The organism is Streptomyces sp. NPDC043876 (genome assembly GCF_056435825.1).
Genome location: NZ_JBWKDV010000015.1, coordinates 105,594 through 121,113, shown reverse-complemented (window position 1 = coordinate 121,113; position 15,520 = coordinate 105,594). Strand labels below are relative to the sequence as shown.

The window sequence follows — 15,520 nt, the reverse complement described above, 5'->3', positions numbered from 1 at the left end:
GCGGAGTGGGAGGTGGGTGCGTTGGCGAGTAGGGGCAGCGCTGCAAGGGCGAGTGCGGGCAGACCGCGCATCATCAGAGTTTTGATCACACGGACGGTGTAGCGCCCTGGTCACGGCGCGGGCATGGCCTTGACCGATGGATCACCCGGCTGGGTGCACGGGTTCACCGGGGAAACGATCTGGCCCCGGCGTGGGTGACGCGGAGTAGCAGTCGGGATGTCCCGGCCGGGTTGCACAGGATGGGCGAGGGATGGTTATCGCCAGGGGGTTCCGCGTGGCATGAGGCCGGTTCCGGGTGGTAGGAGCGCGCTGAGGGTGCAGCCGGTGGCCAGGACGGCGGTGGTGGCGGCGAGGGCGGGGACGGAGCCTGGTTCGTGGAGGACCAGTGCCCATGGTTCGGCTCCACCTGTGGTGCGCCAGCCTGCGGCCGCGCAGAGGAGGGGGAAGGCGGCGGTGAGCGGTGCGGCGACGCGGTGGCCCACGAGGGGGTTGAGGATGAGCGCGATGCCGAAGTAGACGGCGGTGTTTCGGCCGACCGAGGCGGCTATGCCGGAGCTGACCGTGAGGTGTGCGACGGCGGAGATGGCGAGGACCACGGCGGTGAGGACTGCGGCGAGGGTGGTGTCCCAGCGGTGGACCGGCCGCACCGCGGTGGCCTCCGTCGGTGATGCGGCCCGGCCTGTGCCGCTGAGCCACAGGACGGCGGGCAGGACCGTGACCAGCTGTGCCAGGACGAACTGGCCCGCCTGGCCGGTCAGTACGGGGACGGGGAGTTCGATGTTCCCGATGGCCAGTCCGGCGAGGGCCGTGAGCAGGGTGCAGGCGGTGAGGGCGGTTACGGAGCGGGAGCGGAGCCACCAGATCACCGGGCGGCCCCGGGGATGTCGAGGCGTGGGGGCTGGTCGCAGGTGGTCAGGGCCTGGCGGTTCGCTTCGTACCACGCCAACTGTGTCTGGCGGGGCTGGTCGAGGACTGTGCGTACGAGAGCTGTCTCCTGGGGCGTTGTGCGGCCTGGGTTCGGCGGGGTCTGGGTGGCGATGGCGATGATCCAGGCCATGAGCGGGGCGCGGGCCGGGTAGGCGGCGAATTTTCCGGTGGCACGGGCGCAGGCGGGGAGCGGTGGGAGCGCGGTGCTGGCCAGGTTGGCGGCGAGGTCGTCGCCGCGGGGGTTCTCGTTGATGCCGAAGACGGCCGTGTCGGCGGCGGGTGCCGCTCTCCGGTTTTGGGTGAGGGTGAGGGGTACTGGCAGCCCGGCCTCGGTGATGCGCGTGGCGTACGTGCGGGTCTTTTGGATAATCGCCGCGTCGCCGGTGACCTCTGGCCATAGGCAGATGCGCGGCCGGTCCTTGGCGTCGCAGACCAGGTCGGAGGCGTCGCGGGCGACGACGGGTTCGTAGCCGAGCGGCTTGGCCAGGGCGACGGCTCCTCCGGTGCCCGCGGCAAGAAGGACGAATGCGAGTGCCGCCTGCCGAGCTGACCTGTGGTGGATGAGGATCAGGGCGGCGGCGCACACTCCGCTCGCGAACAGCACCGCTGCCCACACGGCCCTCGGGTCGATGACGCTGCCGACCGAGCAGCAGCTGCCGAAGCCGCCCGCGACGAGCTGACGCGGCCAGGCCGCTTCCCAGGACGCGGGAAACGCGGTGCAGAAGAAGCCCACGAGGAGGGCGACCGGCGCGGCGGCGAGACCGGGCAGGAGCGAGCCCAGTACATAACCGGCCAAGGTGGTGGCCGCGAGGAGAAGTCCCAGCGCGGCCAGCATGCCCAGGTGCGAGAACGGGGGCACGGCGCCGACGGCCGTGGCCGAGATGGCCAGAGCGATACCCAGGCCGACCATGCCCATCAACCAGACCGGGACGAGGACGGGAAGGGCGATCGCCAGCGGTCCGCGAACAGGGGCCTGGTCCAGGACCCGCCCGCGCCTGAGCCGGGCTGCTTCCCACGCGGCGCTGCCCGCGCATGCGGCGGCGGCGAAGGGCAGTGCCATGGAGGCTTTCCCGAGCGCGGAGGGCCCATACCCGTGAGTCACGAAACCGGTCAGCGTGTCGTTCAACAGCAGACCGACGAACGCGGCGAGGAGGACGGCCATGACACTGGCGGACGAGGAACGCAGAAGTGTGCGGGTCAACATCGCTCAGATCTCCTGCCCGACGAGCCGCGCGTACGCGGTCTCCGCCCGCTCCCGGTCCCCGGTGGCCTCCGGGGCGAGCGCCTGGAACTCGGCGGGACTGCCTTGGAAACGGACCGTGCCCTGATCCAGAACGATCACCTCGGCGTAGAGCGCTGCAAGGTCTTCCGTCTGGTGTGTCGAGACGAGCACCTGGACCGCCGGGGACAGCTCTTCGACGAGGCGGCGGAACATCTGCCGCTGCTGCGGGTCCAGTCCGGCGGTCGGCTCGTCCATCAGAATGAGCTCGCTGTCGTGGCACAAGGCGCCCGCGATGCCGATCCGGCGCAGCTGTCCGCCGCTGACCCGGTGGCTCTTGGTGTCCGCCAGCTTCCCGAGGCCGACCCGCTCGATCGCGACAGCCGATGCCTCCCAGGCCGCGCCCCGGCCCATGCCCTTGAGCCAGCCCGCGTACGCGACCTGCTCCCGCACGGTCAAGCCCGGGACCGGCGTGATCTGCTGGGGTATCCACGCGACGCTCCTGCGGTACGTCGCCTGCTTGCGGCCGCCGGGACGCAGCCGGTTGAAACCGAGCGTCCCGGCCGTTGGGGTCAGTTGGGAGGCGGCAAGGCCCATCAGGGTGGACTTGCCCGCTCCGTTCGGTCCCAAGAGGACCGTCGCGGGCGCGGCGACGGTCAGCGAGAACCCGCTGAACACCCGTGTCTGCCTGCCGTACCGGAACGTAATGTCATCGAAAACCAGAGCCATCTGAGCGACGCGCAATCCGCCGCCGCGCTCGGCGGAGCGGAGCGGCATGTCGTGGGACCATGGACGGGAGGGTGTCCCGGCGCTGAGACCGCCGGGACACCGCTTCCTGCGAGCTGCTTGTTACCAGCCGATTTTCACGTAGTCGACCGCCAGGTAGCCACCGTGGATCAGGCTGTCCAGCCGGAAGTAGTACTGACCGGCGTCGTTGGGGTCGTTCCAGTCGACCCAGCCGCAGTAGTTCACTCGGTAGCCCTTGTTGATGTCGGGCCGGAAGTCAACCGCCTTCCACAGCTGCAGGCCGCTTCGGTCATATCCCTGGCTTGAGTCGACGCTGCAGCCCTGGAAGTAGACGCCGGTCCAGGCGCTGTCCCGGTTGTTGTCCTGCCACCGGCTGGATTCGTTGCCAGGAGCCCAACCTGCGATGTACGTCTCCTTTGAACCTTCGGCCTGCGCCGGAACGGCCCCGATCAGGCCGACCAGTGCGATACCGGCGATCAAGCCGGCTAAACGCTGATGACTGTTCTGCATGTTCATCCCTTGGGTCAGGCGCTCCGCGCGGTTGCGAAACGCTGAAACGGCTGAGGCCGGGGCAGCCGCGGTCCTGTTCGCATGCGGGGATTGCGGTCAGCCCCGGGCGGGGTGCTGCTACCAGCCGATGGTGACCTCGTTCACCCATAGGCCCTCGCCGTCGCCCAGGCCTCGGAGGGCGAAGTAGTACTGACCGGCGTCGTTGGGATCGTTCCAGTCCACCCAGCCGCAGTAGTTGGTCCGCGATCCCTTGCTGATATCCGGGCTCCAGGACACGTCCTTGTGTAACTGCAGGGTGGCGCTGGAGAACGTGGAGTCCGTTGAGCATCCCTGGAAGCGGACGCCAGTCCAGGCGCCGTCAGAATTCCGGTCACTCCAGCGATTCGACTCCTTGGAGATCACCCACCCGCTGATGTACGTGGTGCGTGCCCCCTCAGCGTGCGCGGGAACGGCACCCGTCACACCGAGCAATGCCACTTCAGCCATCAGCCCCGCAAGGCGCCTAATGATCATGGTTTCTCCTCTTTTTCGCGCAGAAGCAGAAGAAGTGACTCCCGGGACATTCCGCGGTTGGCCGGGGCGTGGGAACTGTCCAGCTGGGCCGAGACGCGGCCACGGGCTGTCCTCGCATGAGCACTGGACTCAGTCGGCTAATAGCCGACCGTCAGCTTGTTCACCGACAACCGGGAGCCGTTGCTGAGGCTCTCCAGCGTGAAGTAGTAGCTGCCGGCGTCGTTGGGGTCGTTCCAGTCGACCCACCCGCAATAGTTCGTGCGGGACCCCTTGCTCGGGTCCGGCTGCCAGTCAACCGCCTTGCGGAGCATGAGCCCCGCCTGCTGGAAGCCGCCCGAGTTGGTCGAGCAGCCTTCGAAATAAACGCCAGTCCAGGCCCCATCGGAATTGGTGTCGTTCCAGCGACGGGACTCGTTCGACACGGACCAGGCTGAGATGTACGAGTTGAAGCTTCCCTCGGCATGCGCCGGAGCCACCCCCGCCATACACAACAGCGTCACACCGGCCATCACGCCACCCACGCGCTGACGGTTCATCCCCACCGTGCCTCCCCTCAACAGCACCCGAGAGTGCCGGACATGCGGGGTCAGAGCCAGCCACGCGCGCCCCTCCCCCGAGGACATCAATCGATTCGAACGTTAGTCCTGGAAGGCGCCATTCCTGCTTCGCAAAGGATCAGATGACCGAAAAACGTGGCCGAACAGCCCATTCACGCCGCCAAGCGTTCACCAACGCATCCGGCCCCTCACGCCGGGCTATGCCCGGCGTTCTTCGTGAAGTGCAGCCACGCGCTGAGCGCTGCCTGAAGCTCAAGCACTGCTTCCCGGTCGAGGGTCTCGCCCGTCGTGCCAACGCGGAGCCGTACGTCCTTTCCGGTGACCGTCCAGCCGACGGGAAGCCGGGGCGGCGAGCTGATCGGCGAGCCGTGGGCCAGGGTGCGCAGCATTGCCTCGACTCGGGGTGGCATTGTCCTGTCCCGAGGTGCCCAGGAGACGTTCGCGGGCCGTGTGGGCAGGCCGAGGGCAGCCTGGAATTCCTTGATCGCGGTGTCGAGTGGCTGTGGTGTGGTCGGGGCCTCGCCGATGAATGCCTGGATGAGCTCGCGGTGCGGCACCTTGGAGGTTGGCGGCAGCTCCTCGATGTCCAGGCGCACGACGGCTGGAGGGATGAGGAGGCGGGTGTAGCCCTTCTTCATGAACGAGCCGTGCTGCGCGCGGAGGTTGGCGATGGGCCGGGCCAGCGGGCTCTCCCCGGTGAAGTCCACGTTGGCGGCGGTCAAGACGATCGACGGCTCAGGCCGGGACACTCGAGGCAGCTTCCCGTAGAGGCCGTGGGCCCGGTGCAGGACACCTGTCTGCGTCACCAGGACCGTCACATGCCGGCTGACGGTGTCACTGCCCAGCCGGAACCCCACGACCAGCGTCGCCATCAGCTCTCTCCCTCCGCCATAACAGCAACGCTAGCGAGGGCAGGACTGCCGCCGGGGCCGAATGCGGCATCGTCCTCGCCGCGGGCCGAGGGCGTTGGACCCCTGCAACGCATCGCTGCTGAAGACCACCAGCGTTGCGGGCCCACATCGGATGTTGTGCTTCTCCGCAGTGGCCCATGACCCCATAGGCGCATCAGACGGGGGTGTCCTGCTGCCCAATCCGACGGATTGCCTCCAGCGGGTAGGGGGTCTCCCGGCTCTCCTTCTGGAGCTTGCGGAAGAAGCCCCACATCACCGCGGCGAGCGGCGCATGGCGGGTGATGATCGCCGCGGCCGCCTCCGGGATTCCCGTGGGGCGCTCGCCCTCGGCGCACGCGCGCACCAGTGCGTAGCGCTCGTCCCACCCGTACCCGTACAGGGCAGTGACCAGCCAGTACACCAGGTACGAGGCCGTGTAGCAGTGGTCGTGGCTTTGGTGCCGGTCGTGGAAAGCGGCCTCATCCAGGGCCAGGTCGAAGCGGGAGGAGAGCGCGAGGCCGTAGTCCGCGAAGTACAGGCGGCGGCCGTCGGTCAGGATGTTCTTGAAGTGGGCGTCGAAGTGCACCAGCCCCCGGGCGTTCATGAACGAGGTGCCGGCTTTCAGCTCGTTGTCCACCATGGCGCAGGCCCGCCCGGCCACCTCGTCGCCAGCCCCGATCTGGACGCCCAGCCAGTCGTGCAGGGTCTGCGGGATGTACCCCAGGAACAGCATGAGGCTCGCCGTGGACCGCTGGAGGGCCTCGATCCGGCGGCGTACCCCGGATCCGCCTCCCCATTAGGCGACAGCTCTTTCCACATTGGCCAGTTCCTCGGGAAGTGGCTGGCCAGCATCTGGTAGCGCCCGCCAGTAGTAGGTCAGGGGGAAGCCCTCGTAGTCTCCGGCGATCACCCAGTTCGTGGTCATGGTGTGCACAGCCAGCTCCCGCCAGGCGCCGAACTGCGGGCCGCAGACGGTGCCGATGCCGTACTGGCAGAAGGAGGGCACTTCGAAAAGATTCGCCGTGGAGTGAACGTTCTCCGGCCGTCGCTCCAGATCGGTCAGGCGTAGCTGCTTGACGAAGACCGGGATTCCGTCGACCTCCAGCAGTACGGTCTTCCCGCTGATGCCGGAACCGATCGGTGTGGCGGCGTCCACGAGCTCGTGCAGTCTGCGATCATTGCATAGCGCCAGCGATGTGGAAACGGCACCGTGGGCGGCCAGACGAGCACCGCGGGACATGCCAGGGCTCTTCACCTATGCCTCCAGCCGGGCACCCGCCTCTCGCGCAGCCATTTCAACGAACACCCGGGCAGGAGCTGTTCGCCACCCTCTCACGGCGCACATGCCTGTACGCGCTGCTGATCCCCGAGACAGCGGCCCGCATCCGCACTGAGCTCGCCCCAGTCCTGGACCGGCCAGAGGCCCACACCGGTCTGCTGACCATGGCTGCCCAGATCCTGCAGGCCCAGGACCGCACCGACTTCTATGCCGAGCTTGTCGGCCCCGTACGCGAGCACCTGACCCACCCACCTGTAGCTGCACCTTCGCGCCGCCGGAGCACTGATGGGGGGCCGACCAGGTGTTGGGATCGTCCGACTGGAGCCCGCCCTCTGGCCCGTGGTGGCCACCGCTGGCCACGCCCGTATGACCCCATTCCGAAGCTCGCGCCGATGCCCCGCCGCACCGCAGCGGGTGGCCGGAAGGGAGATGCACTCATGTTTGTGCACGCAGCCGTCACCAGCAAACTGGTCGAGCCGTCGGTGCCTTCGGCTCGACTCTCCCCGGTCGGGCACAGGCCGCGGTCACCAGGTCGCTGTGCTCATCGTCTCGATGGCGGGGTTGCTGACCTTCACCGTGCCGTGATCTTTGAACTCGCGGGTGTGCCAGTCAGCGAAGGCCCTGGCTATTCTCTCGGCCTTCGCCACATCGGGCGCGTCGGTGTCGCGCAGCTCGGGGTCGAGGTTGGTGATGATGCGAATGGATAAGGGTGGACCGGCCTCTTCGGTGATCACGTGCATGGAGATGGCCAGGAGCCCCTTGGCCGAATCGTGGCCCCTGAGGTGCTGCCGGAAGGCCTCCGTTGCCGGGTCACCATTACCCGGCCAGTTCCCGGCCGGGGAGGAGGCGGCCGGCGGGGGGCTTGAGGTGTCACTGTCAGGGCTACCGCATGCCAGCGCTGTGGTGGCGAGGAACAGGGCGGCTGTCGCGCCGAACCTGAACAGTCGTCGGTTGCCGTTGGAGGGAACCTGGGCGGGGGGCTGGGCGGCGGTGGTGCCGTCCTGTTCGCTGCGATTCATACGCTTCCACATCCTTGGCGCTTTTGGGAGAAAGCTATGTCCGTCTCCGTGGGGGTTCCCTGACCGGTCAATGGCCTGCTGAACCTGGACGACTGCGCCGTGGACGGGTCGCATGCCCGGACCCTCAAAGACATCTCAGGGGGCTAACGAGTGAAGTCGTCTGCCTGGTTGGGGTGACGACAAGCCGGGGCGTGCTTCAACGATCGGCATACGTCACCATGGTCTGCCGGGCGGAACAGGACGTGGTGGCCCGGTAGGAGCGGTCTGTCGGTGAGGGTGGGGTCTGTGGATCAGAGCGAAGACCAGATCTTGGCTGAGGCGCTTGCCGCTCTCGGCGCATTGAGTGGGGGTAGTGGTCGCTTGGTCCGCGTGGTGGCCAAGCTGATGAGGAAGAACGTCCATGAGGTCGATCTGCTTGTTCCCATGCCCTTCGACGATGTGATGAAGCGCGTCTCCGCTGCGCTTGGGAAGGCGGGCCACATTATTGAGACCGTGCCAGTTCGCCTTGGTGAAGACGAAACTATCCGCATCGTCACCGGCGGCGGTGCCGGCGGTCTGAATCCCGTAGTGGTGACCGCGCGAGTACTAAAGGCCGATGAGGACAGCTCGGAGGTCTGGCTTCGTGCAGCTGCCAAAGAGGGTCTGATCAAGCAGCGAGCCGGGGATAAGACCGCCGTCCGTCTCGCCGCCCAGTTGATCGAGGCATCCGGAGCGGACAGGGCAGGCGGGTAAGAGGCAAGCTGACAGCGGCCCTGACTATGTCTGAGTGCTCGACGTTTCCGGAGACAGAGCCATCGGCGCGAAGTGTCACCCAGTTGCTGTCGCTGCTGGACTCTGTCCCAGCGATTCCGGGCCTGCCCACGCCGCAACCCGGCGTCCGTATGCCGATCGGGGCTACGCCTTCGAAGTACCGCCGTCTGCTGTGGAAGCGCGGCATCAAGCCGATGATTGCCCGACGCGGGGTCGCCCACGGCTCCGAACTGGGAAAGATGCGCTGGGCCGTCGAGCGCGCCTTCGCCTGGCTGCACCAGTTCAAGCGGCTCTGCATCCGCTACGAACGACGCGCGGATCTGCACCAGGGCCTGCTCGAACTGGCCCGCAGCCTCATATGCCTGGCGGCACTGCGTTGTGCTGCGCGACTTGGCTTCGGGCTGTGTTCAGGTCCGGTGTTCCTCGGAAAGGAACGGATCCACGAGTTGTCGTTGCCAGGCGGCGCCCCGCGTAGCGTTCATCACATCGGAAACCAGTCCACGGAAGGGCGGCGCTTTTTACCCATCCACCCCGTTGGCGGGCGGGGCGCTCGGCCAAGGTCTCCACCGGTACCCCACCCGCCCACTACAGTCGCGACGATCCTCCTGGGCAGGCCAGATAGCGATCGCTTGATTCGTGCAGCGTTCGACCTACAGCAGGCCGCGTTCTGTCAGGTCATCGACGTCTTCCCAGGTGATGAACACGCAATCCCCTGTGTTGAGGTCGACCGAGATCGGCAGGTTTCCGCCCAGTTGGGCATCCCGATCTCCATGATCGAGGAACTCGATGCGGTCATACGGGGCGATGAACCGATGGCCATCGACGAAGCAATCCTCCGCCATGAGCCGCACGTTGTCGGAAGCCCAGGCCCTGCTTCGTTCAGCAAGGAACTTTGACGCCCGTTCCTGGGCCGCTTCTCGGTCAAGCATTAGTTTGTCCTCATGATGTAGTAATGCCGATATCTGGCGGCGGCAGGGTTCGCCCTTCCCGTCTGAAAGTCGAGGAATACCACTTTACCGTCGATGTTGGCCACGTTGAAATAGTGTCCTAGTCCCTTGTTCGGCCACGCGCCGACGATTCCTCGGGCTCCAGGGCCCCAGCGAAGGACATCCTGGACGAGCGGGTTGAGCCCGCCCTTCTCCACGAAGGGAAGCCCGGTCATCGCCGAGAGTTCAGCCCGCGTCAAGGGGGCGTCGGTGCCGGGTACCGAGTTGGGGTTTCTTCCCGCCATGAGATCGTCACCCCCCTTCGCGCATAGGCCGCAGTTCATCCGTCCACCTTCAGGGTTGATGAGCTTCTGCGACGTCGGGTGATCCGGCGTGTAGTACGGCAGTCCGAAGCGCGTCTCATTTGGCGTTCCGTAGTACCGCCCACCGGCCGGTGGAGAAATTGCGTCCCGCTGCCAGCCTCGAAGTCCACCGAGGCCCGTGACTGCGATCTGTTGGGCCAGTTCATCCGCAGCTCGGCTGTAGACGTCGTACAGGGCCTCGCATCCCTGATCACGGAACATCTCGGCGGCCTTGTACAGCCGGAAAGCAGGGCGGACGGGTAGGTACTTGTCGACGAACCCGCCAGCGCCACCGTTCTGTCCTCTGAGGGCGTGGTAGATATCCCCGATGAACTGGAAGGGAAGCTTGGCACCCTCTACCAGGCCCTCGCCGAAGATGCTGGCGGCCTGGCCAAGGGAATGGATCTTGCCGTCGTTGGGGTCGTCCGGGGTCCGGCCTGTCGGGTCGGTGAAGCGCGTGGGTGAGTTGTCCGCATAGGCGTATGCGGAAATGTACGGCATACCGGCGGGGAGAGCGGCCGGGTCGGTTCCGGTGAGCCGGCCTGTGGTGGGGTCGTAGTTGCGTGCCCTCAGGTAATAGCCGGCCGCTCCGGTGGTGGGCTCGGTGTAGGCGCCCGTGTAGGTGAAGGGGTTGGCGGGCGGGTTGGCCGCCACGTCGGTTCTGGTGGCTTCACCGAACGCGGTGTATCCGTAGCGGATCCGCGCGGTACCGTTCGCGTCGGTGACGTCGGTGACGGAACCGAGCTGGTCGTGGTGCAGGAAGTAGCCGCTGCCGCCAGTGGTTTCGGCTTGGATCTGGCCGAGCGGGTTGTACTGGTACTCCGCGGTCCGGGTGCCAACGCTGTCGTACTCGGCGCCGATGGTGGGCAGGGCTCCGTTGACGTCCCAGGACGAGGTGCGGAGCACTGTGCTGCCCTTGGCTGCCGTGGTGCGATAGCCGTCGGAGTCGTAGGTGAAGTTGAACGTGTTCGTGCCAGCAGTGACCGAGGTGAGCTGATTCTTAGCGTCGTAGGTGAAGGTGTTGGCGCCGTCTGACGTCTGGTTCCCGTCGGCATCGTAGGTGAACCCGCGGCTAGTGGACCCGCTCACGGCAGTGGTGAGCTGGTCCGCCTCGTCGTACGCGTAGGTGGTGGAGGAACCGGCCTTCGTCTGAGTCTTGCGATTACCTACAGAGTCATAGGTATAGGTGGTGGCGGACGCAATGTCCGGGCAGGTAGCGGCTTGCGTGGCCGAGGCGCAGTCCGTGAGCAGTCTGCCGGCGTTGTCGTAGCCGTAGTACTGATAGCTGGCCGGCTGGCCGGCCCGCGTTGCTGCCACACGGGTGGCTCTGCCAGTGTCGTCGAGAGTGAGCTGCCACCCGGCGAGGACGACGGCGCCCTTGCTGTTGGTGATGGAGGTGAGCTGGCCCCCGTTGTCGTAGGCACGGTTTTCGACGTGGCCGTTGGTCGTCGGAAGGGTAGTGCTCGTGAGTCTGCCGTCCGGGTCGTAGCCGTAGGAGATGGTGCCCGCCGAGCCGGACTGGCTGATACGCCGTCCGTCGGCGTCATAGCCGTAACTGACCTTGTCTCCTCCTTCCGGTCCTGTCGCGACTGTGGCACCACTCAGGTTTCCCTTGCCGTCGCCGTTCCACTTGCGCAGCCGGTTGGTGGTGTCCGGGGCGACGATGCCCTGGTTGGTGGAGGACCCGAAGCGGCCGGGGGCCGGTATCCCGTACGCGGTCCAGTCGTCGGGCTGGATGATGTAGTTACCGAACCCCCCGGTGCCGTTACCCGGGTAGAAGCGCAGTTTGTGGTTGGCGGTGTCGACGGCGAGGAAGTCCTGCTTGCCGTCGTTGTTGAACTCGCCGGGCACAAGCTGCATCGCAGCCCAGCCTGTGCCGCGGTCGGTACGGGTGCCGAAGGCGCCTACTCCATCGCCAGGGTAGAAGTAGAGGTGGCCGTCGGCAGGGTTGACTGCGAGAAGGTCGAGTTTCCCGTCACCGTTGTACTCGATGGGGATGACCCGGTAGGCGCCCCAGCCGGACCCGATGGTGGTGCGGGCGGTGAAGCCGCCGGTGCCGTTACCCGGGTAGAGGTACATGGCGTTGGCGGTGGAGCTGATGGCGAGGAAGTCCTGCTTGCCGTCCTTGTTGAAATCTCCCGGCGTGAGGGTCATCGGGCCCCAGCCGGCTCCGAGATCAACGCCAGCGGCGAAACCGCCCTTACCGTCGCCGTCGTAGCGCTGGAGGTGACCGGTCGCTTTGTCGATGGCCAGCAGGTCGAGCTTGCCGTCTCCCGTGTACTCGAGCGTGAGGATCTGCTGGAAGCCGGTGCCCGAGCCGCTGCGCGTCGTACCGGTCGTGAAATTACCGTCCGAACGTCCGAGGAAGGTACGGATGCCGTTGGTGGCGTCAGCCCGGATGACGTCGGTGTAACCGTCGCCGTTGAGGTCTCCGGAAGCGGTCTGCACGGCACCGCTCCAGTCCAGCGGCTGGGGAGCGACGTAGTCGATGGTCCTCGAGGTCAGGTGCCCGGCCGAGTCGTACGCATAGCTGTATGAGCCCTTGCCCGAGCTCGGGGTGACCCCGGTCAGCCGGCCGGCCGCATCGAAGGCCATGGTCCGGGTGCCCGTGGCATCGGTGATGGTTTTTCGTCGCCCGAGGGCGTCGTACGTGGCCGATACCTTGGGAGTGGTGTCGCTGTAGCCGACTGAGGTCGCCAGGCCCCGGGCATCGACCGTTGCCGTGGCGGTGACTCCGCGGGCATTGGTGACCGTGGTCCGGTTGCCGTCGGGGTCGTACCCGTAGGAGTCCTTGCGGCCGAGCGGGTCGGTGACGGAGGTCTGTCGTCCTGTGTCGTCGTAGCCGTACGTCGTCGTGTGGTTGTTGGGATCCTTGCGTGTGGCCAGGTCACCTGCTGCGTTGTATGTGTAGCTGGTCACCGCGCCGTCCGGCCCGGTGACCTTGGCGATCCGGCCGACTTCGTCGTAGTCGGTCTTGGTCGTCCTGCCCGATTCGTCCGTGGAGGCCACGGCGCGGTTGAGGGCGTCATAGGACGTGCTGGTCGCCTTGCCCAAGGGATTGGTTACCTTGGTCGGGTTCCCTGCGGGGTCATAGGCGTATGTGGTGGTGAACTGGGCGGGATCGGCTCCCGCGGCGTTGCCTCGGGCTTCGACCTGGGTGGCCAGGCGCCCGTCGGCGTCGTACGTAGAGGTGGTCTTGAATCCCAGGGGGGTGGTGAGGCTGGTCTGGTTTCCGTCCGCGTCATAGCCGAACGAGGTGACCTTGCCCAGCGGGTCGGTCGAGGATGCGGTGAGCCCGCCATCCGTGTAGCTGTGGAGGGAGACCTTTCCGAGGGGGTCCGTCGTGCTGAGGACGTTGTCGTTGCCGTCGTAGGTTGTCTTGGCGGTCTGGCCAAGGGCGTTGGTGACGGAGACGGGGCGGTTCAGCGCGTCATAGGCGGTGGTTGTAACAGCACCCGTCTGGTCGGTCACCGTGGTCTGGTTGCCGCTGGCGTCGTAGCCGTAGTTGGTAGTGAAGGCCGCAGCGTTGGCCCCGGACACGTTGCCACGGGGGGAGACCGTGCTTAGCGGCCGGTTCGACTTGTCGTAAGTGCGGACGGTCTTGTTGCCCAGGGCATCTGTGGAAGAGGCCAGGTTGCCGTTGGCGTCATAGGTGCGGGTCGTGGACTTCCCTGCCGGGCTTGTCGTCTTCGTGAGGCGCCCGGCAGTGTCGTACGCGTAGGCGGTGGTACGGCCCGCCGGGTCCTTCACTGAGGTGAGCCGACCGGCGTTGTCGTAGCCGTACGTGGTGGTGTGACCGAGGGGATCCATCGTGGAGCTGAGCAGCCCACGCGGGTCGTAGGCATACGTCGTGGTGAAGGCATTCGGGTCGGCACCGGTGATATTGCCGCGTGGGTCGGTCATCGCAGTGACATGCCCGGCGGTGTCGTAGCGGAAAGATGTCTTCTCGCCTGCTGGTGTAGTGACCGAAACCCGGTTGCCTGCCGAGTCGTAGGCATAAGTGGTCGCGTTTCCGCGCGGGGTCGTGACGCGCGCAAGCTCACCCTGAGCCGTGTAGGTGTAGACGACCTTTCCACCGGACGGGTCCGTGCTGGTTGCGACACGATTGGCGGCGTCATAGGTGTACGTCGACGTCTTGCCGCGGCTGTCGGTGTGGCCGGAGATATTCCCGGCCGCATCGTAGGTCCAGCCCTCCGTCAGCCCGACCGATGCCGGCGCCTTCCGCGTAGCCATGCGGCCGGCGGCGTCGTACGTCATCTCTGTGGTGTTGCCGCGCGCATCAGTGATTGCTACCGGGTGCAGGTAGCGGTCGTAGTCGTACGAGACCTTCTTGCCGTACGGGTCGACGCTCTCCAGCAGCACGTTGCCGGAGTACACGTCGGTCCAGATGCCGCCATTCGGGTCGGTGGTGTGCGACTCACGCTTGTTGTCCCACGTGAAGGCGGTGGTCTTGCCCGAGCTGTCGGTCTGGGAAATGACCCGGCCAGCCGCATCGTAGGTGTTCGAGACCATCCCGCCACCGCGCCCGGTGGCCGTGGCCACCTGCTTACCCGCGTTGTACGTGTAGGTCGCAGTCTTGCCGGCCTGATCGGTCGCTGAGGTCAACAGCCCGCTCGTATAGCCGTAGGACACCGAAGTCCCGTCGGGCAGAGCCACCTTTGTCAGCAGTCCCGACGTATCAACGGTGAACGTTACGGTTCTGCCCGCCGCATCCTTCACCGACGCGATTCGGCCTGCAGAATAGGTGAGGGCGAGGCCCTGGCCGCTGCGGTCCATGCTGGAGGTGAGCTGGCCTGAGGGACTGTAGGTGTGCCGGGTCCGATCGGCGGTTGTGACCGTGTACGTCGTACCCGTCTTGGCCAGCGTGAGGGTGGAGCCCGCAGGAGTGACGTATGCGCCACCCGCCTGTTCCCTGAAGACCACCTGGGCACCATCGGCTGACAGGAGTGTCGCGCTACTGCCGGCGACGATCGTCAGTTTGGAGTCGAACGGTGTCGACCAGCCTCTGCCCAGAAGCCCGACGGCGCTCGAATCGGACCGATAGGTGCGGTCCAATGAGAAGGGCGTGCCAACACCCGGCAGGGCTGCGTCGACGTTCCGGTCGTAGAACATGCCGGTCGCTGTGTTGACCGGGTCCGCTCGGTACGCCTGCCCGTAACAGGTGCACAGACCGACCTGAGTACCGGGGATGTCAGCTGTGTAGAACGCTTCGACGAGAGGCGAGGTCGTCCCACCCGGGCTCGACGATCCGTCAGCTCCCATGAGGAAGATCCACGCGTAGTACTTCTTACCGTCTTGAAGATGCCCGCCGAGCAAGCTGGAGCTCCACCAGAAACACTGGTCGGCAGGGTACGCATTGGAGGACCACCAGCCGTAGCACCACGCGCCGTTCTCAACGTACTTGCCGCTCGGGTCGTCAGTGGACCGCTTGATCTCTTGCTGGAGTACAGGGTTCTTTTGCTCGTCCATGACGTACAGCCACAGTCCGGAAACTGAGGAGGCCTGGACCGAAGAGAACTTCGTCTGGCCGCCGATGGACAACATGGCCGGATAGGCCGTTGCATACGACGACACCCAGTCAGGATTTGGTACCCCTGCCGCCACCTGCCCTGAGGAGTTGCTCAGCTCAGCAGCCGACTTTGCGGCCGGACCTGATGTCAGTGGAACGTCCGGCTTCGACGCAGGAGCGGCAGGAAGCCTCAGCGGTTTCGGCTGCACGAAGCCCCGCATCGGCGAATGATCCCCCCGAGAGCGGTCCATCTGAGTCCGGCGCTCTGCCAAGGACATCGCCTTGGGCGGCTTCGGCAGGTCCTCCGCCGAG

General features: G+C 66.3%; 10 protein-coding genes and 2 pseudogenes. 2 read left to right on the top strand and 10 right to left on the bottom strand.

The features are described from left to right. Nucleotides 1-254: 254 nt before the first annotated feature. The 9 genes and pseudogenes from AC0693_RS34740 to AC0693_RS34700 all read right to left on the bottom strand — a co-directional run bounded on the left by AC0693_RS34740 (nucleotide 255) and on the right by AC0693_RS34700 (nucleotide 7,661). Nucleotides 255-866, bottom strand: a complete 612-nt coding sequence (locus AC0693_RS34740) for a hypothetical protein (RefSeq protein ID WP_478804034.1) — start codon at nucleotides 864-866, stop codon at nucleotides 255-257. Beyond that, nucleotides 863-2,131: a DUF7224 domain-containing protein gene (locus AC0693_RS34735; RefSeq protein ID WP_478804033.1), complete on the bottom strand. Its 1,269-nt coding sequence runs from the start codon at nucleotides 2,129-2,131 to the stop codon at nucleotides 863-865. Before AC0693_RS34735 ends, AC0693_RS34740 begins: the two co-directional genes overlap by 4 nt. 3 nt (nucleotides 2,132-2,134) lie before the next feature. Then, a complete protein-coding gene (locus tag AC0693_RS34730) occupies nucleotides 2,135-2,824 on the bottom strand; it encodes an ATP-binding cassette domain-containing protein (protein ID WP_478804032.1) in 690 nt (229 codons plus the stop codon). 171 nt (nucleotides 2,825-2,995) lie between these two features. After that, nucleotides 2,996-3,403: a hypothetical protein gene (locus AC0693_RS34725; protein WP_469320549.1), complete on the bottom strand. Its 408-nt coding sequence runs from the start codon at nucleotides 3,401-3,403 to the stop codon at nucleotides 2,996-2,998. A 117-nt stretch (nucleotides 3,404-3,520) separates the two neighbouring features. Further along, entirely contained in the window at nucleotides 3,521-3,916 is a 396-nt protein-coding gene (locus AC0693_RS34720; RefSeq protein ID WP_478804031.1) for a hypothetical protein, read from the bottom strand. Between the two features lie 137 nt (nucleotides 3,917-4,053). Next, nucleotides 4,054-4,452, bottom strand: coding sequence for a hypothetical protein (locus AC0693_RS34715; protein ID WP_478804030.1), 399 nt, complete (start codon nucleotides 4,450-4,452; stop codon nucleotides 4,054-4,056). Nucleotides 4,453-4,661: 209 nt separating this feature from the next. After that, nucleotides 4,662-5,345 (bottom strand): hypothetical protein, encoded by a 684-nt coding sequence (locus AC0693_RS34710; protein ID WP_478804029.1) that lies wholly within the window; start codon nucleotides 5,343-5,345, stop codon nucleotides 4,662-4,664. Nucleotides 5,346-5,538: 193 nt separating this feature from the next. After that, nucleotides 5,539-6,603, bottom strand: a pseudogene (locus tag AC0693_RS34705) (BUD32 family EKC/KEOPS complex subunit). Between the two features lie 563 nt (nucleotides 6,604-7,166). Next, complete coding sequence (locus AC0693_RS34700; protein ID WP_478804028.1) at nucleotides 7,167-7,661, bottom strand: hypothetical protein; 495 nt, start codon at nucleotides 7,659-7,661, stop codon at nucleotides 7,167-7,169. 285 nt (nucleotides 7,662-7,946) lie between these two features. On the opposite strand from AC0693_RS34700, the gene AC0693_RS34695 reads away from it, so the two are divergent. After that, on the top strand, nucleotides 7,947-8,393 hold the full coding sequence (locus tag AC0693_RS34695) for a hypothetical protein (RefSeq protein WP_478804027.1): 447 nt from the start codon (nucleotides 7,947-7,949) through the stop codon (nucleotides 8,391-8,393). 53 nt (nucleotides 8,394-8,446) lie between these two features. Then, a pseudogene (locus tag AC0693_RS34690) lies at nucleotides 8,447-8,788 on the top strand (transposase); the annotation flags it as partial. Nucleotides 8,789-9,339: 551 nt separating this feature from the next. On the opposite strand, the gene AC0693_RS34685 reads toward AC0693_RS34690, so the two are convergent. After that, nucleotides 9,340-15,486, bottom strand: coding sequence for an FG-GAP-like repeat-containing protein (locus AC0693_RS34685; RefSeq protein ID WP_478804064.1), 6,147 nt, complete (start codon nucleotides 15,484-15,486; stop codon nucleotides 9,340-9,342). Nucleotides 15,487-15,520 lie beyond the last annotated feature (34 nt).

Excerpts from the sequence above, each read along its gene's own strand:
- AC0693_RS34720 (WP_478804031.1), bottom strand. The coding sequence starts at position 3,916 with ATGATCATTAGGCGCCTTGCGGGGCTGATGGCTGAAGTGGCATTGCTC.
- AC0693_RS34735 (WP_478804033.1), bottom strand. The coding sequence starts at position 2,131 with ATGTTGACCCGCACACTTCTGCGTTCCTCGTCCGCCAGTGTCATGGCC.
- AC0693_RS34710 (WP_478804029.1), bottom strand. The coding sequence starts at position 5,345 with ATGGCGACGCTGGTCGTGGGGTTCCGGCTGGGCAGTGACACCGTCAGC.
- AC0693_RS34685 (WP_478804064.1), bottom strand. The coding sequence starts at position 15,486 with ATGTCCTTGGCAGAGCGCCGGACTCAGATGGACCGCTCTCGGGGGGAT.
- AC0693_RS34700 (WP_478804028.1), bottom strand. The coding sequence starts at position 7,661 with ATGAATCGCAGCGAACAGGACGGCACCACCGCCGCCCAGCCCCCCGCC.
- AC0693_RS34715 (WP_478804030.1), bottom strand. The coding sequence starts at position 4,452 with ATGAACCGTCAGCGCGTGGGTGGCGTGATGGCCGGTGTGACGCTGTTG.
- AC0693_RS34725 (WP_469320549.1), bottom strand. The coding sequence starts at position 3,403 with ATGCAGAACAGTCATCAGCGTTTAGCCGGCTTGATCGCCGGTATCGCA.